The organism is Knoellia sp. B-D-2 (assembly GCF_057714695.1).
Genome location: NZ_CM173189.1, coordinates 3,344,396 through 3,364,971, shown reverse-complemented (window position 1 = coordinate 3,364,971; position 20,576 = coordinate 3,344,396). Strand labels below are relative to the sequence as shown.

20 protein-coding genes are annotated in these 20,576 nt (G+C 72.0%); 9 read left to right on the top strand and 11 right to left on the bottom strand.

The features are described from left to right. Position 1: 1 nt before the first annotated feature. From AC3EU2_RS15935 to AC3EU2_RS15915, 5 genes are all read right to left on the bottom strand, one after another. Positions 2–724 (bottom strand): sulfite exporter TauE/SafE family protein, encoded by a 723-nt coding sequence (locus tag AC3EU2_RS15935; RefSeq protein WP_488177260.1) that lies wholly within the window; start codon positions 722–724, stop codon positions 2–4. Beyond that, positions 721–1,506, bottom strand: a complete 786-nt coding sequence (locus AC3EU2_RS15930; protein ID WP_488177259.1) for a sulfite exporter TauE/SafE family protein — start codon at positions 1,504–1,506, stop codon at positions 721–723. Before AC3EU2_RS15930 ends, AC3EU2_RS15935 begins: the two co-directional genes overlap by 4 nt. A gap of 1 nt (position 1,507) precedes the next feature. Further along, the gene (locus AC3EU2_RS15925; RefSeq protein WP_488177258.1) at positions 1,508–2,608 is read right to left on the bottom strand and encodes an SPFH domain-containing protein; all 1,101 of its coding nucleotides are present in this window, start codon (positions 2,606–2,608) and stop codon (positions 1,508–1,510) included. A 15-nt stretch (positions 2,609–2,623) separates the two neighbouring features. Beyond that, positions 2,624–3,076, bottom strand: coding sequence for an NfeD family protein (locus AC3EU2_RS15920; protein WP_035932240.1), 453 nt, complete (start codon positions 3,074–3,076; stop codon positions 2,624–2,626). Between the two features lie 133 nt (positions 3,077–3,209). Further along, the gene (locus AC3EU2_RS15915) at positions 3,210–3,992 is read right to left on the bottom strand and encodes an ABC transporter ATP-binding protein (protein WP_488177257.1); all 783 of its coding nucleotides are present in this window, start codon (positions 3,990–3,992) and stop codon (positions 3,210–3,212) included. Positions 3,993–4,035: 43 nt separating this feature from the next. On the opposite strand from AC3EU2_RS15915, the gene AC3EU2_RS15910 reads away from it, so the two are divergent. Beyond that, complete coding sequence (locus AC3EU2_RS15910) at positions 4,036–4,800, top strand: hypothetical protein (protein ID WP_488177256.1); 765 nt, start codon at positions 4,036–4,038, stop codon at positions 4,798–4,800. Here the strand turns inward: AC3EU2_RS15910 and glgA are convergent. Then, positions 4,779–5,969 (bottom strand): glycogen synthase, encoded by a 1,191-nt coding sequence (gene glgA / locus AC3EU2_RS15905; protein WP_488177255.1) that lies wholly within the window; start codon positions 5,967–5,969, stop codon positions 4,779–4,781. The genes AC3EU2_RS15910 and glgA overlap by 22 nt on opposite strands. Before the next feature lie 79 nt (positions 5,970–6,048). Here glgA and glgC point away from each other — a divergent pair, with 79 nt between their 5' ends. The 5 genes from glgC (at position 6,049) to cphA (ending at position 13,179) form a co-directional block, all read left to right on the top strand. After that, a complete protein-coding gene (gene glgC / locus AC3EU2_RS15900; RefSeq protein WP_488177254.1) occupies positions 6,049–7,302 on the top strand; it encodes a glucose-1-phosphate adenylyltransferase in 1,254 nt (417 codons plus the stop codon). Continuing rightward, positions 7,299–8,114 (top strand): LLM class F420-dependent oxidoreductase, encoded by an 816-nt coding sequence (locus AC3EU2_RS15895; protein ID WP_488177253.1) that lies wholly within the window; start codon positions 7,299–7,301, stop codon positions 8,112–8,114. The genes glgC and AC3EU2_RS15895 overlap by 4 nt, the downstream gene beginning before the upstream one ends. Before the next feature lie 9 nt (positions 8,115–8,123). Continuing rightward, the gene (serB, locus tag AC3EU2_RS15890; protein ID WP_488177252.1) at positions 8,124–9,359 is read left to right on the top strand and encodes a phosphoserine phosphatase SerB; all 1,236 of its coding nucleotides are present in this window, start codon (positions 8,124–8,126) and stop codon (positions 9,357–9,359) included. A 19-nt stretch (positions 9,360–9,378) separates the two neighbouring features. Beyond that, complete coding sequence (locus AC3EU2_RS15885; RefSeq protein WP_488177251.1) at positions 9,379–10,236, top strand: cyanophycinase; 858 nt, start codon at positions 9,379–9,381, stop codon at positions 10,234–10,236. A 72-nt stretch (positions 10,237–10,308) separates the two neighbouring features. Continuing rightward, positions 10,309–13,179, top strand: a complete 2,871-nt coding sequence (gene cphA / locus AC3EU2_RS15880; RefSeq protein ID WP_488177250.1) for a cyanophycin synthetase — start codon at positions 10,309–10,311, stop codon at positions 13,177–13,179. Positions 13,180–13,182: 3 nt separating this feature from the next. Here the strand turns inward: cphA and AC3EU2_RS15875 are convergent, their stop codons facing one another. From AC3EU2_RS15875 to fabG, 3 genes are all read right to left on the bottom strand, one after another. Next, a complete protein-coding gene (locus tag AC3EU2_RS15875; protein ID WP_488177249.1) occupies positions 13,183–15,387 on the bottom strand; it encodes a tetratricopeptide repeat protein in 2,205 nt (734 codons plus the stop codon). 26 nt (positions 15,388–15,413) lie between these two features. Continuing rightward, entirely contained in the window at positions 15,414–16,172 is a 759-nt protein-coding gene (fabI, locus tag AC3EU2_RS15870; RefSeq protein WP_488177248.1) for an enoyl-ACP reductase FabI, read from the bottom strand. A gap of 70 nt (positions 16,173–16,242) precedes the next feature. Then, the gene (gene fabG, locus AC3EU2_RS15865; protein ID WP_488177247.1) at positions 16,243–16,956 is read right to left on the bottom strand and encodes a 3-oxoacyl-ACP reductase FabG; all 714 of its coding nucleotides are present in this window, start codon (positions 16,954–16,956) and stop codon (positions 16,243–16,245) included. Positions 16,957–17,043: 87 nt separating this feature from the next. Here fabG and AC3EU2_RS15860 point away from each other — a divergent pair, with 87 nt between their 5' ends. After that, a complete protein-coding gene (locus AC3EU2_RS15860) occupies positions 17,044–17,340 on the top strand; it encodes a DUF3099 domain-containing protein (RefSeq protein WP_488177246.1) in 297 nt (98 codons plus the stop codon). Then, positions 17,337–17,537: a hypothetical protein gene (locus tag AC3EU2_RS15855; protein WP_488177245.1), complete on the top strand. Its 201-nt coding sequence runs from the start codon at positions 17,337–17,339 to the stop codon at positions 17,535–17,537. The genes AC3EU2_RS15860 and AC3EU2_RS15855 overlap by 4 nt, the downstream gene beginning before the upstream one ends. Before the next feature lie 5 nt (positions 17,538–17,542). Here the strand turns inward: AC3EU2_RS15855 and moaA are convergent, their stop codons facing one another. Further along, positions 17,543–18,553, bottom strand: a complete 1,011-nt coding sequence (gene moaA / locus AC3EU2_RS15850) for a GTP 3',8-cyclase MoaA (protein WP_488177244.1) — start codon at positions 18,551–18,553, stop codon at positions 17,543–17,545. A 31-nt stretch (positions 18,554–18,584) separates the two neighbouring features. Here moaA and AC3EU2_RS15845 point away from each other — a divergent pair, with 31 nt between their 5' ends. After that, complete coding sequence (locus tag AC3EU2_RS15845; protein WP_488177243.1) at positions 18,585–19,370, top strand: SURF1 family cytochrome oxidase biogenesis protein; 786 nt, start codon at positions 18,585–18,587, stop codon at positions 19,368–19,370. Between the two features lie 183 nt (positions 19,371–19,553). Here the strand turns inward: AC3EU2_RS15845 and AC3EU2_RS15840 are convergent, their stop codons facing one another. Further along, positions 19,554–20,483 (bottom strand): hypothetical protein, encoded by a 930-nt coding sequence (locus AC3EU2_RS15840; RefSeq protein ID WP_488177242.1) that lies wholly within the window; start codon positions 20,481–20,483, stop codon positions 19,554–19,556. Positions 20,484–20,576 lie beyond the last annotated feature (93 nt).

Sequence of the window (20,576 nt, the reverse complement as noted above, 5' to 3'; positions counted from 1 at the left end):
GCTAGAAGACGAGCGCCCGGACGAGGAGGCTGGCTCCCGCGACGGCGCTGAAGGCGAGGACCGCACGCCGCAGGTGGTGGGTCCTCAGGTGGCGACGCAGCGGCGCCGCGACGGCATACCCGAGTGCGATGAACGGGAGCCAGGCGAGCCCGGCGAGGAGCTGCGCCCGGGAGAACTCACCGGCGACGGACAGAGAGCCGATGGCCATGAGGGCGCCGACCACGAAGAAGGCCGCCAGCGTCGACCGGACGCGCTCGGGCCGCTCGTGCTGGAGCACGAGCGCGAGGAAGGGTCCACCGATGCTCGTCGCCGTCCCGGACACCCCGGCGATGGCCCCGGCCGCGGCGGCGTTGCGCGAGGTCGTCCGGATCTCGAGGGTGGTGAGCGAGGCTGCGACGGTGACGAGGATGAGGACGGCGACCGCCGCCGAGAGGGCGCGAACGGAGAGGAGGGCCACTGCGACGACACCCAGCGGGGTGAACGCCAGCCGCGCGAGCAGCGCCCAGCCGAGCTGACGCCACGCGATGTCCACCGGGGCGAGCAGGAGCTGGGCGACGGGCAGGGAGAAGCTCGCGACGAGGAGCGACCCGGGCATGAGGTCCGGGGCGAAGACGATGACGAAGGGCGATGCCACCACCGCCAGACCGAAACCGATCGAGGACTGGACGAAGGCCCCCGCGACGAGGGCGGCGCCGAGACCCAGGACCACCGACCAGTCGGTCACGCGAACCAGACCATGCGCACGATGGCGACGAGCCCGATGGTGATGATGACCGCGCGCAGGACGGCGGGCGGGAGCCGGCGGCCGACCCGGGAGCCGAGCACCCCGCCGACCAGCGCACCGGCCGCGATGAGTCCGGCGACGAGCCAGTCGACCTGGTCGGGGGCGACGATGACGAAGGTGAGGGCGGCGACGGCGTTGACGATCGTCGCGAGGACGTTCTTGATGCCGTTGAGCCGCTGCAGCCCTTCGCTCGTCAGGGTCGTGAGGAGGCCCATGAGGATGACGCCCTGCGCCGCCCCGAAGTACCCGCCGTAGACCGCGGTGCCGAGGATGCCGACGAGCAGGACGGCGGCTCGGCGGCGGGAGTGCTCCCCGGTCGCGGGCACCGCGACTCCGCGTCGGGAGGTGGCCCAAGCCGTGATGCGCGGGCCGATCGCGACGAGAACGACCCCGATCCCGATGAGGACGGGCACGATCGTCCGGAAGGCTGCGGGGTCGAGCACGAGCAGCAGGACGGCACCCACGACGCCGCCGACCAGGGACATCGGAGCCCACCGGCGCAGGATCCCGCCGGCGCCCCTCAGCTCGTGGCGGTAGCCCCACGACCCCGTGAGGCCACCGGCCACGAGCCCCACGGTGTTGGAGACGTTGGCCACGACGGGTGCGTAGCCGAAGAACAGCAGGGTCGGGAACGTCACGAGGGTTCCCGACCCGACGACGGTGTTGATCGTGCCGGCGAGCACGCCGGCCGAGAAGATGAACGCTGCCTCGGCGGCGCCCACCTCAGCTCTCGCGTGGGGGGACCGCGTCGGCCGGAGGCGTCAGCGGCGGCTGCTGGCGGGCGGGAGGCGTCGCGTGGTCCTTGGCCTCACGGGAGGCCTCCCCGGCCTGGCCGCGCGCCTCGGCGAGGGCCTGCGCGGGGTCGGCGAGCACGGTGTCGTCGAACGGCGTGGTGAGCTCCTCGGTGGGCTGCCAGTCGGAGTCGTCGTCGTCGTCGTCGAAACCGCCGCCGCCGCCGTCGCCGCTCCCGAGGGCGCCGCCGATGCCCTTGAGGGCGTTGGTGAGCTCGCTCGGGATGATCCACATCTTGTTGGAGTCACCGCGGGCGATCTGCGGGAGGACCTGGAGGTACTGGTAGGCGAGAAGCTTCTGGGTGGGCTTGCCCCGGTGGATCGCGTCGAAGACCTGCTGGATGGCGCGGGCCTGTCCCTGGGCCTCGAGCACCCGGGCCTGGGCCGAGCCCTCGGCGCGCAGGATCTGGCTCTGCTTCTCGCCCTCCGCGGTGAGGATGCTGGACTGCTTGGCGCCCTCGGCGGTGAGGATGATGGCGCGGCGCTCACGCTCGGCCTTCATCTGCTTCTCCATGGACTCCTGGATCGACATGGGCGGGTCGATCGCCTTGAGCTCGACCCGGTTGACCCGGATGCCCCACTTGCCCGTGGCCTCGTCGAGGACGCCTCGCAGCTGGGCGTTGATCTGGTCGCGGCTGGTGAGGGTCTGCTCGAGGTCGAGCGAGCCGATGACGTTGCGGAGGGTGGTGACGGTGAGCTGCTCGATGCCCTGGATGAAGTTGGCGATCTCGTACACCGCGGACTTGGCGTCGATGACGGAGTAGTAGATGACCGTGTCGATGTTGACGACGAGGTTGTCGCTCGTGATCACCGGCTGCGGCGGGAACGAGACGACCTGCTCGCGCAGGTCGATGTTGGCGCGGACCTTGTCGACGAACGGCACGAGGAAGTGGATGCCGCCCTCGAGGGTGCGGGCGTAACGGCCCAGGCGCTCGATGATGAGCGCCGTCTGCTGCGGCACGATGCGAACCGTCCGCATGATGACGATGACAGCGAAGATGAGCAGCAGCGCCAGGATGACGAGTTCGATCATGGTGACTCCCTGAGGTCAGTGGCGGTCGGCGGCGACGATGGCCGTCGCACCGTGGATGGCGATGACTCTGACGTCGTCGCCGGGGCGCAGCGGGGCGGAGCCCTCTGCGACCCGGGCGGACCACGTCTCCCCCGCGAGCTTGATCCGCCCGTCGGTGTCGGTGACGGTCTGGAGCACGCGAGCCTCGCGCCCCACGAGGCTGGAGGCCCCGATGTGGTGGTCGTGCTCGCCCTCGGTGAACTTGCGCTTGATGACCGGTCGGACGACGAAGACGAGCGCCCCGGCGACGATGACGGCGACGATCACCTGGACGGCGAGGTTGCCCCCCATCGCGGCGGCCAGCCCGGCGGCGAGGGCTCCCCCGGCGAGCATGAGGAAGACGAAGTCGACGGTCGCCGCCTCGACGGCGGCGAGGATCAGCGCGATCCCCACCCACGCGACCCACGGATTGTCGGTCAGCCACTCCATGGCCACTCCCCTTTCGTCCCCCACCGTCCACGACGGTGTGTGTGGCCAACGATCCCACGGGGACCGTCACGATCGTTGGCCGGTCGGGCGATCGGCGTGTATGCCGTCCCGCCGGCGGTGTCGCTTGCGCGCGTCAGTCGGACCAGGCGAGGTAGCGGGACCCTCGTTGCTCCAGGTGGAGGGGCAGTCCGAACGTCGCGCTGAGGTTCGCGGCGGTGAGGGTGATCTCGATCGGGCCCTGGGCCACCACGGCTCCGTCGCGCAGCAGCAGGACGTCGGTGAAGTGCGGCGGGATCTCCTCGACGTGGTGGGTGACGAGGACGAGCGCCGGGGCCATGACGTCACCGGCGATCTCACCGAGCCGCCGGACGAGGTCCTCGCGACCACCGAGGTCGAGACCGGCCGCCGGCTCGTCGAGGAGCATGAGCTCGGGGTCGGTCATGAGGGCGCGGGCGATCTGGACCCGCTTGCGCTCCCCCTCGGAGAGCGTGCCGAAGGTGCGATCGCGCAGGTGCGCGGCGCCGAGGGCCCCGAGCAGCTCGCCGGCGCGGGCGTGGTCGAGCGAGTCGTAGCTCTCGCGCCAGCGACCGACGACGCCGTAGGAGGCGGTGACGACGACGTCCCCGACCCGCTCGCCGCCGGGGATGCGGTCGGCCAGCGAGGCCGAGGCCAGCCCGATGCGGGGGCGGAGCTCGAAGACGTCGACGGCGCCGAGGACCTCACCGAGGATGCCGACAACACCGGTGCTCGGGTGCATGCGCCCGGCGGCCAGCTGGAGCAGGGTGGTCTTGCCGGCGCCGTTGGGGCCGAGGACGGCCCAGCGCTGCCCCTCCTCGACCTCCCAGTCGATCTCCTTGAGCAGGGTCGCGCCGCCACGCACCACGCTCACGCCCGCCAGCGCCAGCACATCACTCATGGCGCACACCCTAGGTGACCCCGTTCCTGCCTACGATGACGCCATGCCCGAGCTGCCCGCCTCCGTACGGATCGCCCTGTGGGTCACGTCGGCCTGGCAGGACGGAAGCCCGCTCGCGTCGGCGATCGACTCGGCGCTGCCCGACGTCGACGCGGTCGGCCCGGGCATCCACACGCTCGACCTGTGGCGCGAGCTGGGCGAACGCACCCTCCTCGTCGCCCTCCCCTCGAGCGGTGACCCGAGCAGCCTCCCCCGGTGCGGACCTGACGCGCTGGCCGCCGCCCTCGAGGCCGAGGAGTGCGTCGTGGCACCCGGACTCGGGGCGATGCTCGTGCCGTCGTGGTCGAGCTTCGGGGCGCCGGGCGCGACGGGGCCGGACGCGGGCACCCGGCTGGACTGGACGGCATACGACTGCGACCCCGTGCCGACACACCGGGTTGAGGCACTCGACCCTCGCGAGACGATTCGGCTCCTCACCGGTGAGGTGCTCGAGGCGACCGAGCGGCTCGACGCGCTCGGTGGGCAACCCTTCGACACGGCGTCGGCCCGCGAGTCGCTCCCCCGGCCGGGCCGCTGGGCCCTGCCCGAGGAGGTGTCGCCGCAGGCCGTGCGGGCGATCACGTTCGCCGCCGCGATCGGGAACGCGGCGACCGCCGGCCTGGACGGACCGCAGGACGCACTGGCGGTCACCCCGCTGCAGCGGCGGCTCGACCTCCTGCGAGACCTCCGACGCGTCGCCGAGCGCGCCCTCGCCGACGCGACGAACGCCGGGGCTGCCGCGCTGGCTCAGCCCAGGACGTCGCGGTAGACCGCGAGCGTCTCGTCACCGATCCGTGCCCACGAGAACGACTCCACCGCACGACGTCGACCGGCCCGGCCGAACCGGGCGGCCCGCTCCGGGTCGGCAACGGCCGCCGTGAGGGCCGCCGCGAGGTCGGCGACGAACCGGTCCGGGTCGACCGGGGTGCCGGAGCCGTCCTGGACCTGCTCGATCGGGACGAGCCAGCCGGTCTCTCCGTCGACGACGACCTCGGGGATGCCACCGGTGGCCGTCGCGACGACGGGCAGCTCGCAGGCCATCGCCTCGAGGTTCACGATCCCCAGCGGCTCGTAGACCGAGGGGCAGACGAAGACGGTGGCCGCCGACAGCACGGCGATGACCTGGGCCCGCGGGAGCATCTCGGCGACCCAGACGACACCCTCACGCGTCTCGCGCAGGCCGGCGATGAGCTCCTCGACCTCGGCCTGGATCTCGGGGGTGTCGGGAGCGCCGGCGAGCAGCACGAGCTGCACCTCGGGCGGGAGCTCCGCGGCGGCGCGGAGGAGGTAGGGCAGGCCCTTCTGCCGCGTGATGCGACCGACGAACACGACGCTCGGCCGGTCGGGGTCGATGCCGTGGCGACGCACGACGTCGAGGTCCTCGGCGCGCTTCCAGAGCTCGCTGTCGATCCCGTTGTGGACGACCTTGACCTTGGCGGGGTCGATCGAGGGATAGCTGCGCAGGACGTCCTTGCGCATGCCGGCGCTCACCGCGATGACCGCCGCCGCACCCTCGTATGCCGTCCGCTCGATCCACGAGGACAGGCGGTAGCCGCCGCCGAGCTGCTCGGCCTTCCACGGCCGCATCGGCTCGAGGCTGTGGGCGCTGACGACGTGCGGGACGCCCTCGAGCAGGGAGGCCGTGTGGCCGGCGAAGTTGGCGTACCAGGTGTGCGAGTGCACGAGGTCGGTGCCCGCGCAGTCGCCGGCGATGGCGAGGTCGACCCCCATCGTCACGAGCGCCGGGTTGGCGCCGGCGAGCGCGTCGAGGTCCGGGTAGCCAGTCGTGCCCTCCTCGTCACGCGGCGGGCCGAAGGCGCGCACCCGGACGTCGATGTCACCTCGCTCCCGCAGGGCCCGGGTCAGCTCGGCGACGTGCACGCCCGCTCCCCCGTAGATCGTCGGTGGGTACTCCTTGCTGAGGATGTCGACTCGCACGGGACGACCCTACTGCGACTCGGGCGCCGGGATGAGACGCCGATCACACCGGAACGTCCGGTTCCACTAGGTTGAGCACATGGCATACCGCAGCGGTGGACCCAAGGTGCTCGTCATCGTCCTCGCAGGTGGGGAGGGCAAGCGGCTCCTGCCCCTCACGGCGGACCGGGCCAAACCCGCCGTCCCCTTCGGCGGCATCTACCGGCTCATCGACTTCGCGCTGAGCAACGTCGTGAACTCGGGCTACCTCAAGATCGTCGTCCTGACCCAGTACAAGTCGCACAGCCTCGACCGCCACGTCACCAAGACGTGGCGGATGTCGACGATGCTCGGCAACTACGTCGCGCCGATCCCGGCCCAGCAGCGCGTCGACAAGTCCTGGTACCAGGGCAGCGCCGACGCGATCTTCCAGAGCCTCAACACCATCACCGACGAGCGCCCGGACATCGTCGTCGTCGTCGGCGCCGACCACGTCTACCGCATGGACTTCTCGCAGATGGTCGACCAGCACGTCGAGTCGGGCGCCGGCGTCACCGTGGCCGCCATCCGGCAGCCGATCGCGATGGCCGACCAGTTCGGCGTCATCGAGGTCGAGGCGGACGACCACACCAAGATCAGCGCCTTCCTCGAGAAGCCGACCGACCCCCAGGGCCTGCCCGACTCCCCCGACGAGATCCTCGCGTCGATGGGCAACTACGTCTTCGACGCCGACGCCCTCCAGGACGCCGTGACGAGCGACTCCCAGCTCGAGGACAGCACCCACGACATGGGCGGCGACATCGTGCCCGCGCTCGTCAAGGACGGCTCCGCCTACACCTACGACTTCAAGAAGAACGTCATCCCCGGCGGCACCGACCGCGACCAGGGCTACTGGCGCGACGTCGGGACACTCGACTCGTACTACGACGCGCACATGGACCTCATCTCCATCCACCCGGTCTTCAACCTCTACAACTACGACTGGCCGCTCTTCACGAGCTACGGCCCGTACCCACCGGCGAAGTTCGTGCACGGCGCCAACGGCCGGTTCGGAGAGGCCCTCAGCTCGATGGTCTCCCCCGGCGTCATCATCAGCGGAGCACGGGTCAACCACTCCGTGGTCTCCCCCGACGTGCGCGTCCACAGCTACAGCGAGGTCGACGACTCGGTGCTGCTCGACGGGGTCGACATCGGTCGCAACTGCCGCGTCAAGCGCGCCATCATCGACAAGAACGTCCACCTCCCCGAGAACACCTCGGTCGGCATCGACCCCGAGCAGGACCGGGCGCGCGGGTTCACCGTGACCGAGAGCGGCATCACCGTCATCGGCAAGGGGACGGTCATCGAGCCGTGAGCCGGGCGCGGCTCGGCGTACAGATCCAGCCGCAGCACACGGCATACGCCGACATCCGGCGCACCGTCGCAGAGCTGGAGGAGCTCGGGGTCGACGTCCTCTTCAACTGGGACCACTTCTTCCCGCTCAACGGCGACCCCGACGGGGCGCACCTCGAGTGCTGGACCATGCTCGCCGCCTGGGCCGAGGCGACGGAGCGGGTCGAGCTCGGTGCGCTCGTCACGTGCAACTCGTACCGCAACCCCGACCTGCTCGCGGACATGGCCCGCACCGTCGACCACATCTCGGCGCGCGGCGGCGAGGGCCGGCTCATCCTTGGCATCGGCTCGGGCTGGTTCCAGCGCGACTACGACGCGTACGGCTACGACTTCGGCACCGCCGGCCGCCGGCTGGACGCGCTCGACCGCGACCTGCCCCGGATCAAGGAGCGGTGGGGCCGCCTCAACCCGGCGCCCACCCGGCCCATCCCCGTCCTCGTCGGTGGTGGCGGCGAGCGCAAGACGCTGCGGATCGTCGCGGAGCAGGCCGACATCTGGCACGGTTTCGGCGACGCCGAGAGGATCGCCCACAAGCACGCCGTGCTCGACGAGTGGTGCGCTCGCGTCGGGCGCGACCCGTCGTCCATCGAACGGTCGGCCGGGGTGAGCCCCCTTCCCGGTCGCCACCCCGAGAGCGTCGCCGACCACGCCGCGTCGGCCGATGCCCTGTATGCCGTCGGCACGAGGATGTTCACCGTCGGCCTGCGCGGTCCGAACCACGACCTCGGTCCAGTCCGTGACCTCATCGCGTGGCGAGACGCCGTGAACTCCTAGCCTGTCGCCGTGACCACGGACACCGAGCCCGACCACTTCCCCACCCTGCTGGTGACGCTCACGGGCGACGACCGGCCCGGCGTGACGAGCGCGCTCTTCGACGCCGTCGCGCCGACCGGGGCGATCGTCCTCGACCTCGAGCAGGTGGTCGTCCGGGGCCAGCTGACGCTGGCCGTCCTCCTCGCGCCCGAGGACGACGGCGCCGGCCTGCGCGACCTGGTCGAGGCCGTCGGCGAGCGCATGGGCCTCGCCGTGAGCGTCGTCGACGGCCGGGGCGACAACCGCCGCCGCCCCACCGGCCGCGCCGCCGTCGTCCTCCTCGGCGCCCCCCTGCGCGCCGAGGCGGTGGCCGCGGTCTCCCGCTCGGTGGCCGACCACGGCGCCAACATCGACCGCATCCGGCGACTCTCGCGCTACCCGGTGACCAGCCTCGAGCTCGACGTCAGCGGCGCCGACCTCCCCGCCCTGCGCCGCGAGCTCTCCCTCGTCGCCGCCCAGCAGCGCGTCGACATCGCCGTGGCGGCGACCGGCCTGGCCCGTCGCGGCCGGCGCCTCGTCGTCATGGACGTCGACTCGACGCTCATCCAGGACGAGGTCATCGAGCTCCTCGCCCAGCACGCCGGGCGCGGGGCCGAGGTCGCCGCCGTCACGGAGCAGGCCATGGCCGGCGAGCTGGACTTCACGCAGAGCCTGCACGCCCGCGTGGCCACCCTCGCCGGGCTCGACGCCTCCGTGCTCGACGAGGTCCGGGCGGCCGTGCGCCTCACCCCCGGGGCCCGCACGCTCGTGCGCACGCTCAAGCGGCTGGGATTCACGGTGGCGCTCGTCTCCGGCGGCTTCATCGAGATCGTGCAGCCCATCGCCGACGAGCTGGGGATCGACCACGCCCGGGCCAACCGGCTCGAGGTCGTCGACGGCCGCCTCACCGGCCGGGTGCTCGGTGACGTGGTCGACCGCCAGGGCAAGGCGGTCGCCCTGCGGGAGTTCGCCGCCGCTGCGGGGCTCCCGATGGCCCGCACCGTGGCCATCGGGGACGGCGCCAACGACCTCGACATGCTCGGCGCGGCGGGCCTCGGGATCGCCTTCAACGCCAAGCCGTTGGTGCGCGAGCAGGCCGACACCTCCGTCACCGTCCCGTACCTCGACACGGTCCTCCATCTCCTCGGCATCACCCGCGAGGAGATCGAGGAGGCCGACGACGCCGACGGCACTCCGACACCGGCTCCTGCTGTCGACCACCGCTGACACCTCTTAGGCTGTGCCAATGCCCCGCTACCCGTCCACGACGCCGACGCTCTTCATCATCGGCGGCGCAGAGGACCGAGTCGGCCGGGCGGCCCTGCTCCGTCGCTTCGTGCGGCTCAGCGGCGGCAGGCGCTCCCGGCTCGTCGTCATCCCCACCGCCTCCTCGTTCCAGGGAGAGGTCGTCGACTCCTACCGCCACGTCTTCACTCGGTTCGGCGTGGAGGCGGTCGAGGTCGTGAACCCGCAGTCGCGCCAGGCCGCGCACGACCCCGAGTCGGTGGCCCTCATCGACGAGGCCACCGGCATCTTCATGAGCGGCGGGTCCCAGCTCCGCCTGTCCCAGTTCTTCCCCGGCACGCCGCTCGGTGACGCCCTGCACCGGGCGCACGCCCGTGGTGCGGTCGTCGCCGGCACGTCCGCCGGAGCCTCGATCATGAGCGAGTTCATGATCTCGATGGGCGACGAGGGGATCACCCCGGTCCAGCGCGGCAGCCAGATCAGCGCCGGCATCGGGCTGCTCAAGGGGGTCGTCGTCGACCAGCACTTCGCCCAGCGCTCGCGCTACGGCCGCCTCCTGTCGGTTGTCGCCGCGTCACCGAGCCTGCTCGGCATCGGGATCGACGAGGACACCGCGATCGAGGTCCACGACGGGACTCGCTTCACCGTCCACGGCCGCGGCGGCGTCATCGTCATGGACTGCCGCGGCGTGAGGACCGACGCCCCGGACGCCCGTCGTGGTGCGCCCCTGCTCATCTCGGGCGCCGTCATCCACACCCTGCCCGCCGGCGCGACCTTCGACCTGTCGTCGGCCGAGCTGGTCGACTTCGTCGAGCAGCATCCCGACGTCGACGCCGGTCTCGCGGCCGCCAAGAGCTGACGACCGCCGCCACACCCGTTGCCCCCTGCACCGCCCCTGCACAGCCCCGACCACACCGCCACGAGGAGTCCGATGACCGAGGACCGCCCGACCCCCACCGGCCCCGCAGCACCAGAGCTCACCATCGTCGAGTCCCGCGTCTACCGCGGCGGCAACGTCTGGTCCTACGACCCGTCGGTGCACCTCGTCGTCGACCTCGGCATCCTCGAGCAGTACCCCACGGACCTCCTCGACGGGTTCACCGACCGGCTCGTCGAGCTGCTCCCCGGCCTCGAGAACCACAGCTGCTCCCGGGGGGTCAAGGGCGGCTTCATCCAGCGGCTGCGCGAGGGCACCTGGCTGGGGCACGTCGCCGAACACGTCGCCCTGCAGCTGCAGCAGGAGGCGGGCCACGACCAGCGCCGCGGCAAGACCCGGGCGGCCAAGGGCCACCCCGGCCGCTACAACGTCATCTACGGCTACACCGACGAGGGAGTGGGCGTGGCCGCCGGCGAGCTGGCCGTGCGTCTCGTCAACCACCTCGTCCGCGCCGAGGAGGGCTTCGACTTCGACAGCGCCCTCGAGGTCTTCCTCAAGAGGGCCGAGCGCACCGCGTTCGGGCCGTCGACGGCGGCCATCCTCGAGGAGGCCGTGAGCCGGGACATCCCGTTCATCCGGCTCAACAGCGCCAGCCTCGTCCAGCTCGGTCAGGGCGTCCACGCCCAGCGCATCCGCGCCACCATGACCTCCAAGACCGGCGCCCTGGCGGTCGACATCGCCGGCGACAAGGACCTCACCACCAAGCTGCTCGGCTCGGCGGGCCTGCCGGTCCCGAAGCAGGACACGGTGCGTGGGCCCGAGGACGCCGTCGCCGCCGCCCGCAGGATCGGCTTCCCGGTCGTCGTCAAGCCGCTCGACGGCAACCACGGTCGAGGCGTCTGCCTCAACCTCGAGAGCGACGACGACGTGCGCGAGGCCTTCGCCATCGCCCGCGAGCAGTCGCGGCGCGGCAGCGTCATCGTCGAGTCGTTCGTCACCGGCAAGGACTACCGCTGCCTCATCGTCGGTGGGCGCATGCAGGCGATCGCCGAGCGCGTCCCGGCCCACGTGGTCGGCGACGGCGAGCACACCGTCAGCGAGCTCGTCGACATCACCAACGCCGACCCTCGACGCGGTGTGGGCCACGAGAAGGTGCTCACCCGGATCAAGGTCGACCGCGCCGCCGAGGGCCTCGTGCGCGAGCAGGGCTTCGCCATGGACGAGGTCCCGCCGCAGGGCACGATGGTCAAGCTCGCCCTCACCGGCAACATGTCCACCGGTGGGATCTCGGTGGACCGCACCTTCGACGCGCACCCGGACAACGTGGAGATCGCCGAGGAGGCCGCGCGCATGGTCGGCCTCGACGTTGCCGGCATCGACTTCATCTGTCCCGACATCGCCTCCCCCGTCCGCGAGACCGGCGGGGCCATCTGCGAGGTCAACGCGGCCCCCGGATTCCGCATGCACACGCACCCGACGATCGGTGAGCCGCAGTTCATCGCTCGTCCCGTCGTCGACCTGCTCTTCCCGCCCGGCGCGCCGTCGCGCGTGCCGATCGTCGCGGTGACCGGCACCAACGGCAAGACCACGACGTCGCGGATGATCGCGCACATCATGAAGGGCGTCGGCCGCAAGGTCGGCATGACCTCGACCGACGGCATCGTCGTCGACGAGCGTCTCGTCTTCAAGGCCGACGCCTCCGGCCCGAAGTCCGCCCGCATGGTCCTGCAGAACCCCCGCGTCGACTTCGCCGTCATGGAGGTAGCCCGCGGCGGCATCCTGCGCGAGGGCCTCGGCTACGACCGCAACGACGTCGCCGTCGTCACCAACGTCGCCCCGGACCACCTCGGTCTGCGGGGCATCGACACCGTCGAGCAGCTCGCCGACGTCAAGGCGGTCATCGTCGAGGCCGTGCCCCGCAACGGGTTCGCGGTCCTCAACGCCGATGACCCTCTGGTGCGCAAGATGCGCCGGCGCTGCTCGGGATCCATCATCTGGTTCACGACGTCCGAGCCGGGCTCGAGCGTGCGCGACTTCGTCGACGGCCACTGCCGCCGCGGTGGGCGGGCCGTCGTCCTCGAGCCGTCCGACAAGGGCGACATGATCGTCATCCGCCACGGCCGGCGGGCGATGCAGCTCGCCTGGACCCACCTGCTCCCGTCGACCTTCGGCGGCACGGCGATGTTCAACGTCTCCAACGCCATGGCCGCGGCCGGCGCCGCCTTCGCGGTCGGCACCGGGCTGCACGAGATCCGGCAGGGTCTGCGGACCTTCTCGACGAGCTACTACCTGTCCCCCGGCCGCATGAACCAGGTCAACGTCAACAACATCGACGTCATCGTCGACTACTGCCACAACGCTCCCGGCATGAAGGTCCTCGGCGAGTTCATCGAGCGCTACGCGGCGGCCAAGGCGGGATCGAGCGACCTCGGCAAGATCTCGCGACTCGGGGTCATCGCCACCGCTGGCGACCGCCGCGACGAGGACATGCGCGAGCTCGGCATGCTCGCGGCGCAGCACTTCGACGTCATCGTCGTGCGCGAGGACGAGCGCCTTCGTGGCCGCAGGCGCGGGGACACCGCCGCCCTCGTCGCCGAGGGCGCCAAGAACGCCATGGCCGACGGTGCCCGCTGCCGCCAGGTCGAGATCGTCACCGACGAGCTCTCGGCCGTGCGCCACGTCATGGCCCGCGCCAACCCCGGCGACATCGTCGTCGTCTGCGTCGACCAGCACGGTGTCGTCATGAACGAGCTCGAGACCATGACCAAGCAGGCGCAGCCGGGGACGCACACCGCGGACTCCCTCGCGGACCCCGACCTCGACCCGAACGTCATGTCGGCCGCGGCCCAGGTCAGCGGCGAGGAGGCCACCGACCAGGACCTCGCCGAGCACGACGCCGAGGAGCCGGAACCGGTCAGGTCCTGAGGGTCAGCCGCCCGGCCGAGCCAGCTCGTCCGCGTAGGCCGTGAGCGAGCGACGGTAGCGCGTGACGTCCTCGTCCGTGCTCGCGTGGGCGACGGCGGCGAGCAGGCTCCCGAGGGCCTCGCCGGAGCGCCCCGCGGAGTGCAGCGCGAGGGCGCGGAAGCCGGCGATGCCGACCGAGTCCGGTCGCTCCTCGGCGAGGGCGTCGAGGAGGCGCACCGCCTCGTCGTGCTCGCCGACGTTGCGTAGCGACGAGGCCAGCTGGACCACCGCACGGTGCCGGTAGGGCTCGCGAAGCCCGCCGGCGAGCGCTTCGCGGTAGAGCTCGATGGCGCGCTCCGGCTGACCCGCGGAGTCGAACGTTCCGCCGTACTCGTAGGTGATGCGCGCGTCATCCGGGTACTCGGCGTGCAGGCGGGCGCCGGTCTCGATCCGTCGGGCCGCGTCCTCGTCCTCCCACAGGGCGGCGATGTCGCCCTCGGCCTCATGCTCCCCGCGGGCGGCGATGACCTTGCGGCGGATCGAGCGGGCGTCGTCGGCGACGGCCCCGGTCTCGGCCAGCCAGGCGTAGATCTCCTCGCGCTCGGCGTGGCACATGATCGAGACGACGTCGCCGTCCTGGGCTCCCTCGACGAGGGCGCGCAGGCCGGACAGCTCCGTGGGGAACGACGTGACGTCGGCGACCCCGGCCCGCTGCAGGCCGGCGCGCAGGAGCCCCTCGAGCTCCTCCATCGTCCGGCCGCGCAGGTAGTGCTCCTTGTTGGCGGCGACGACGTGGTCGGCGCGGTGTCCGGCGATCTCGCCGAGGTTCTCGAGGATCTCGTCGGTGCGGTCCCCCGCGGCGCCGAGCCCGAGGTGGATCCGCGCACCGGGCTCGCGCAGGCCGTCGGCCACGTCCATGAGGGCCTCGAGGCCGGCCTCGTTGTGGGCGAGGTCGACGACGACCGTGCAGGAGCCACCGAGCCCGGCCGGCGCGGTGTAGGTGTTCATGCGTCCCGGGTTGAGCGTCGCGTCCGGCTGGAAGGTCCGCAGCCCCTCGATGACCGCGCCACGGTCGAGGCCGAGGCCGAGGGCGGCGGCCGTGGCAGCGAGGACGTTGGCGACGTTGTGCCGCGACAGGCCGCTGATCGTCATCGGCACGTCGACGACCGAGATGAGCCGGTCCGGGACGCCGGAGTCGGTGAGCACACTGACCCGGTCGTCGAGGACGGTGATGGCCCGGCCGCCGGCGCCGAGCGCCTCGCGGATCGCCGGTGAGTTCGCGTCGAGGGTGAAGACCCAGGGTCGGGCGGGCGAGCCGCTGCGCATGGCCCAGACGCGCGGGTCGTCGCCGTTGAGCACGGTCCACCCACCGGGCCGGGTGGCCCGGGTGATGATCGCCTTGACCTCGGCGAGCTGGTCGATCGTGTCGACGCCCTGGAGGCCGAGGTGGTCGGCGGAGACGTTGGTGACGACCGAGACGTCGTTGTGGGTCACGCCGAGGCCCTTGAGCAGCATGCCGCCGCGGGCGGTCTCAAGGATGCCGATCTCGACGCCGGGCGCCCCGAGCACGCCCCGGGCTCCCGCGGGCCCGGAGAAGTCGCCGGCCTCGATCGTCGTGCCGTGGTCGACGACACCGTCGGTCGAGCTCCACGCCGTGTGCTTGCCGGCGGTCATCGCGATGTGGGCGAGCAGCCGCGTCGTCGTCGTCTTGCCGTTGGTCCCGGTGACGGACGCGACGGGGATGTGAGGGGTGGCGATGCGCGGCGGCGCGCCGTCGGGGGCGTCACGCACGGTGGCCGCCCACTCGTCGACGACGTCATGGCCCTCGAGCCACGCCTGCAGCACGGGGGCGACCGACTCGCCGAGCGCTCGCGCCGACCCGCGGCGACGCCACACGAAGGAGACGACGACGACGGACCGCTCGTTGCCGGGGCGCGAACGGACGCCGAGACGACCGGTTCCGGCAGCCCGTGAGACGTGGCGCACGGCACGCTCGGCGAGGCGCGCGAGAACCCGCTGCCGCTGCTCGGTGTGCGGGGCGCCGGCCTGGATCGCGCCGAGTCCGGCGGTGCGCGCCACGGCGCGCACGAGGTCCTTGTCGGCATCGAGGTAAGCCGTGAGGTCGAGCGTGACCTTGACGGCCGGCTTCGGGAAGTAGAGGTTGGGTCCCTCCAGGACCCGGACCTCGGTGGCGGTCACGAGGGGGACGGTGTGGAGGTCGCTGGTCACCGGGCGAGCCTAGTTGCCCGGAAGGCTCAGATCCCCATCGCGTGGACGCCGCCGTCGACGTGCACGATCTCGCCCGTCGTGGCGGGGAACCAGTCGGAGAGCAGGGCTGCGCAGGCCTTGGCCGCGGGCACGGCGTCGTTGACGTCCCAGCCCAGCGGGGCCCGCTCGCCCCACGTGTCCTCGAACGTCTTGAAGCCCGGGATGGACTTGGCGGCCGTGGTCCGGATGGGGCCGGCGGCCACGAGGTTGCAGCGGATGCCGCGGGGGCCGAGGTCGCGGGCGAGGTAGCGGTTGGTCGACTCGAACGCGGCCTTGGCCACGCCCATCCAGTCGTAGACCGGCCAGGCGAACTTCGCGTCGAAGGTGAGTCCGACGACCGCGGACCCCGGCGACATGAGCGGCAGCGCGGCGACGGCGAGCGACTTGAGGGAGTAGGCCGAGGCGTGCATCGCGGTCGACACGTCCTCGAAGCTGCCCTCGAGGAAGTTGAACGCCCCCTGCGGCGCGAAGCCGATCGAGTGCAGGACCCCGTCGAGGTGGTCGACGTGCTCACCGAGCCGTGCGGCGAGGGTGTCGAGGTGCTCGCTGTCGGTGACGTCGAGCTCGACGACCGGCGGCGTCGTCGGCAGCCGCTTGGCGATCGTCGAGGTGATCTTCATGGTCCGCCCGAACGAGGTGAGCACGACCTCGGCGCCCTGCTCCTGCGCCAGCTTGGCGACGTGGAAGGCGATCGAGGAGTCCATGAGGACTCCGGTGATGAGCAGCTTCTTGCCCTCGAGCAGCATCGGCGGTTCTCCTTGTGTGGCGAGTGTGGCTGGCGTGGGGTCGGTGGGTGGGACGGTCGGAACGGGTGGGTCAGTGGCCCATGCCGAGGCCACCGTCGACGGGGATCACGGCCCCGGTGACGTAGGCGGCCTCCTCGGAGGCGAGGAAGCGCACGACCGCGGCGACCTCGCCCGGCTGCGCGAACCGCCCGGCCGGAATGCCGGACTTGTAGGTCTTCTGCGTGGCCTCCGGGAGCGCTGCGGTCATGTCGGTCTCGATGAAGCCGGGGGCGACGACGTTGGCGGTGATCCCGCGACCACCGAGCTCGCGGGTCACGGAGCGCGCGAGGCCGACGAGGCCGGCCTTGCTCGCGGCGTAGTTGGCCTGGCCCGGCCCGCCGTAGAGGCCCACGACGCTCGAGATGAGGATGATCCGTCCGCCGCGCGCCTTGATCATCCCGGTGCTCGCGCGTCGCACGCAGCGGAAGGTGCCGGCGAGGTTGGTGTCGATGACGGCGTCGAAGTCCTCGTCGCTCATCCGCATGAGAAGTCCGTCCTTGGTGATGCCGGCGTTGGCCACGAGCACCTGAACGGGTCCGCCGAAGATCTCCTCGGCCGCGGTGAAGGCGGCGTCGACGGACGCCGAGTCGGTGACGTCGCACGTCACGGCCGTGAGACCGTCGGGGGCCTGGCCGTTGCGGCTCGTCACGACGACGGTGTCGCCGCCGTCGACGAAGGCCTGGGCGATGGCCAGGCCGATTCCTCGGTTGCCCCCGGTGACGAGGACGTTGCGTGCTGGGCTCATGGCGCACGACGCTAGTGGACTACCCACGGGTAGCAGGCATCACCGGGAGCACGCGGAACGCTCAGGAACCGGACGTAGAGTGAGGCGGTGAGCACGAACCCCAGGGGTGAGCCGCAGGTCCAGTCGGTGACGACGGCCCGCTCGAACCCGGACGACGACCTCAACGCACGGATGAAGCACTACCTCGTGACGATGGGTGTGCGCACCGGGTGCTTCGTGTTGGCGTTCGTCACGCACGGCTGGGTCCGGTGGACCTGTGTGGCCCTGGCCGTCGTCCTGCCCTACATCGCCGTGGTGTTCGCCAACGCGCGGGCTCCGCGCACCACCGGCCGCGTCTCCCCCGTCGCGCCCCGGGACCCCGAGCGCCGCCGGCTCGAGTCGTGATCTGCAGCGCCAAGGCCTGCCGTCGCGAGGCCACGTGGGGCCTGCTCTGGAACAACCCCACGTTGCACACCACCGAGCGCCGCAAGGTCTGGCTCGGTTGTGACGAGCACCGCGTGACCCTGTCGGACTTCCTCTCGTTGCGGGGCTTCCTGAAGGACGTCGTCCCCGTCGACGAGATCCCCGCCGACGCCGGCTGACCGGCTCAGCCGCCGATGGCGCTCATCGGACGCAGCGGCTGGACGAAGTCGGCGCTGCCGATGCCGTGGCCCTTGGCCTTCTTCCACATCTCACCGGTGATGAGCGCGGCCAGCTCCTCGTCGGAGGCGCCGTCGCGCATGGGACCGCGCAGGTCGGTCTCGCGCTGCGAGAACAGGCAGTTGCGGACCTGCCCGTCGGCGGTGAGGCGGGTGCGGTCGCAGGCGCCGCAGAACGGCGCGGTGACGCTGGCGATGATGCCGACCGTCGCGGGTCCGCCGTCGACGAGGAAGCGCTCGGCCGGCGCGCTGCCGCGGTCGGACTCGGGCATCGGGGTGATGGTGAACCGTTCCTCGAGCTGGGCCCGGATCTCGTCGGCGCCCACCATGGTCGACGCGTCCCAGCCGTGCTGCGCGTCCAGCGGCATCTGCTCGATGAACCGCAGCTCGTAGCCGCGCTCGACGCACCAGGCCAGCAGGTCGGCCACCGACGTGTCGTTGACCCCCCGCATGGCCACGGCGTTGACCTTGACCGGGACGAGGCCGGCCTCGTGGGCCGCGGTCAGGCCGGCCTCGACGTCGTGCAGCCGGTCGCGTCGGGTGAGGTCGGCGAACTCCTCCGGGTCGACGGTGTCGAGGCTGACGTTGACCCGGTCGAGCCCGGCCGCGGCGAGCGGGCCCGCGAGCCGGTCGAGGCCGATGCCGTTGGTCGTCATCGCGATCCGCGGGCGGGGCTCCAGCGCTGCGATCCGGGACACGACGTCGGTGAGCGAGCGGCGCAAGAGCGGCTCTCCGCCGGTCAGCCGCACCTGCTGGACGCCGAGGCTGACGAAGATGGAGACCAGCCGCACGAGCTCGTCGTCGTCGAGCATGTCGGGCTTGGCGAGCCACGGGAGCCCCTCTGCGGGCATGCAGTAGCGGCAGCGCAGGTTGCACCGGTCGGTCACCGACACCCGCAGGTCGCGCGCGACGCGACCGTGACGGTCGGCGAGGCGGGCGGTGGTCGGGGCGGCAGGCATGGCCCCAGACTAGGCCGGTAGCGTGACAGCCGTGTCACGGCGTCTGATCACCCCGCGCTGGCTGGGTGCCCTGGCCCTGGCCCTGCTGTACGCCGTCCTCGCCTACCAGCTCGGCCACTGGCAGTACGGACGCCACGAGTTCAAGGTCGAGCGCAACGCCCTCCTCGACGCGCACTACCGCGCCGATCCCGTCCCGGTCACCGACGTCCTCTCGGACCTTCCGGTCGACCGCTCGAGCGAGGACTGGACCAAGGTCACCGCGACCGGGACGTATGCCGGCCCGCAGCTGCTCGTGCGCAACCGGCCGAACAACAGCGTCTTCGGCTACGAGGTCCTCGCACCGTTGCGGCTGCCGGACGGGCGGACCGTCGTCGTGGACCGTGGTTGGGTGGAGAACTCGGACCGGGGCGCCGCCGTGGCACCGGACGTGGCGGCGGCGCCCGCCGGCGAGGTCACGGTCGTGGGCTGGGTCCGCCCCGGCGAGACGAGCCGGCGCAAGGCGCTGCCCGAGGGCCAGGTGGCGAGCATCAGCGTCCCCGACGTGGAGCGCGCCTGGGGCACCGAGGTGCTCGACGGCTACGTCGTGCTCGACGCCGAGCGCACGGCCGGGGGCGCGACCCCGCCGCGACCCGACCGGCTCGCGGACCCGGACCGCAGCCTCGGGCCGCACCAGGCCTACGCGTTCCAGTGGTGGATGACGATGCCGCTCGGCCTGGTGCTCATCGGGCTGGGGCTGCGCCGCGAGCTGCGTGATGAGGCGACGGGGCCTCCGGCGAAGCCGAGGAAGGTGCGGATCTGGGACGAGGAGGACTACTGACGACGGGCCGTCGCCCCCGCAGGCCTGTCTCGCGCCCGCACGTCGTTCTCGCCGCGGCATGCCGCCGCACCGACAGGGACCGTCGGGAGCGCCATGGACCTGCGGGAAGGACCCGACGACCAGACGTCGCCCCCCCGCGAACGGGGGGCGACGAGTGGTGTCAGGACTGGCTGCTCCGACGGGTCAGGAGTGGCTGCCCCGACGCCGTGAGGCGGCGAGGGTCGCGCCGCCGGCCAGCAGGAGGGCCGTCCCCCCGAGGACGAAGCCGAGGTCGGTCCCGGCCGGGTCGACCCGGTCGGTCTCGACGAGCGGACCGGTCGGCGGCCCCGGGCTCGTCGAGGTGCTCGGCGTCGTGGAGACGCCGGGGGTCGTGGCCGTGACGCTCGGCGTCGGGGTCGGGGTGACGGTGATCGACGGGGTCGGGGTCGGGGTGACGGTGACCGACGGGGTCGGGGTCGGGGTGACGGTGACCGACGGGGTCGGGGTCGGGGTCGGGGTGACGGTGACCGACGGGGTCGGGGTCGGGGTCGGGGTGATGGTGACCGACGGGGTCGGGGTCGGGGTCGGGGTGATGGTGACCGACGGGGTCGGGGTCGGGGTCGGGGTGATGGTGACCGACGGGGTCGGGGTCGGGGTCGGGGTGACGGTGACCGACGGGGTCGGGGTCGGGGTGACGGTGACCGACGGGGTCGGGGTCGGGGTGACGGTGACCGACGGGGTCGGGGTCGGGGTCGGGGTCGGGGTCGGCTCGCCCGCAGGGGCGCAGTCGGCCACGTCGACGTCCTCGGTGGCGACGCCCTCACCGTTGGTGTCCCAGTTGTTCCCCCAGTTGAGGCCCCCGAAGCTCACGGTGTCCGCCGAGCCCTGCGCGACGTACTCGAACGGCGGGATGACGTCGCGACCGTCCTGGTGCGTGCCGTGACCCCGCTTGACGATGCTCGCACCGTCGGCGGTCAGGACGACGAACGTGCCCGCCTCGCCGGTGGCGTGGCAGAAGGTGACGTTGTCGTTGGAGTCGGCCTGAACCGCGGCGCCGAAGGCGACCCCGGACGCGCCGACGAGCGCGAGCCCGAAGGCGGCGCTGGTGAGACGACGGGTGATCTGCTGAGCCATGGGTGTGAGTTCCTTCGATGTCCCGATGCAGCACGGTTGTGCTGGTTACCGAGAGCATGCCTAGGGAAATCAGCCGGGGGCGGTCCCCCATCA

Bases quoted from the DNA above. Each gene is read 5' to 3' on its own strand.
- fabG (WP_488177247.1), bottom strand. From the start codon at position 16,956: ATGAGCCCAGCACGCAACGTCCTCGTCACCGGGGGCAACCGAGGAATC.
- AC3EU2_RS15925 (WP_488177258.1), bottom strand. From the start codon at position 2,608: ATGATCGAACTCGTCATCCTGGCGCTGCTGCTCATCTTCGCTGTCATC.
- AC3EU2_RS15840 (WP_488177242.1), bottom strand. From the start codon at position 20,483: ATGGCTCAGCAGATCACCCGTCGTCTCACCAGCGCCGCCTTCGGGCTC.
- AC3EU2_RS15885 (WP_488177251.1), top strand. From the start codon at position 9,379: ATGCCCCGCTACCCGTCCACGACGCCGACGCTCTTCATCATCGGCGGC.
- fabI (WP_488177248.1), bottom strand. From the start codon at position 16,172: ATGCTGCTCGAGGGCAAGAAGCTGCTCATCACCGGAGTCCTCATGGAC.
- cphA (WP_488177250.1), top strand. From the start codon at position 10,309: ATGACCGAGGACCGCCCGACCCCCACCGGCCCCGCAGCACCAGAGCTC.
- AC3EU2_RS15915 (WP_488177257.1), bottom strand. From the start codon at position 3,992: ATGAGTGATGTGCTGGCGCTGGCGGGCGTGAGCGTGGTGCGTGGCGGC.
- AC3EU2_RS15910 (WP_488177256.1), top strand. From the start codon at position 4,036: ATGCCCGAGCTGCCCGCCTCCGTACGGATCGCCCTGTGGGTCACGTCG.
- glgC (WP_488177254.1), top strand. From the start codon at position 6,049: ATGGCATACCGCAGCGGTGGACCCAAGGTGCTCGTCATCGTCCTCGCA.
- moaA (WP_488177244.1), bottom strand. From the start codon at position 18,553: ATGCCTGCCGCCCCGACCACCGCCCGCCTCGCCGACCGTCACGGTCGC.
- AC3EU2_RS15920 (WP_035932240.1), bottom strand. From the start codon at position 3,076: ATGGAGTGGCTGACCGACAATCCGTGGGTCGCGTGGGTGGGGATCGCG.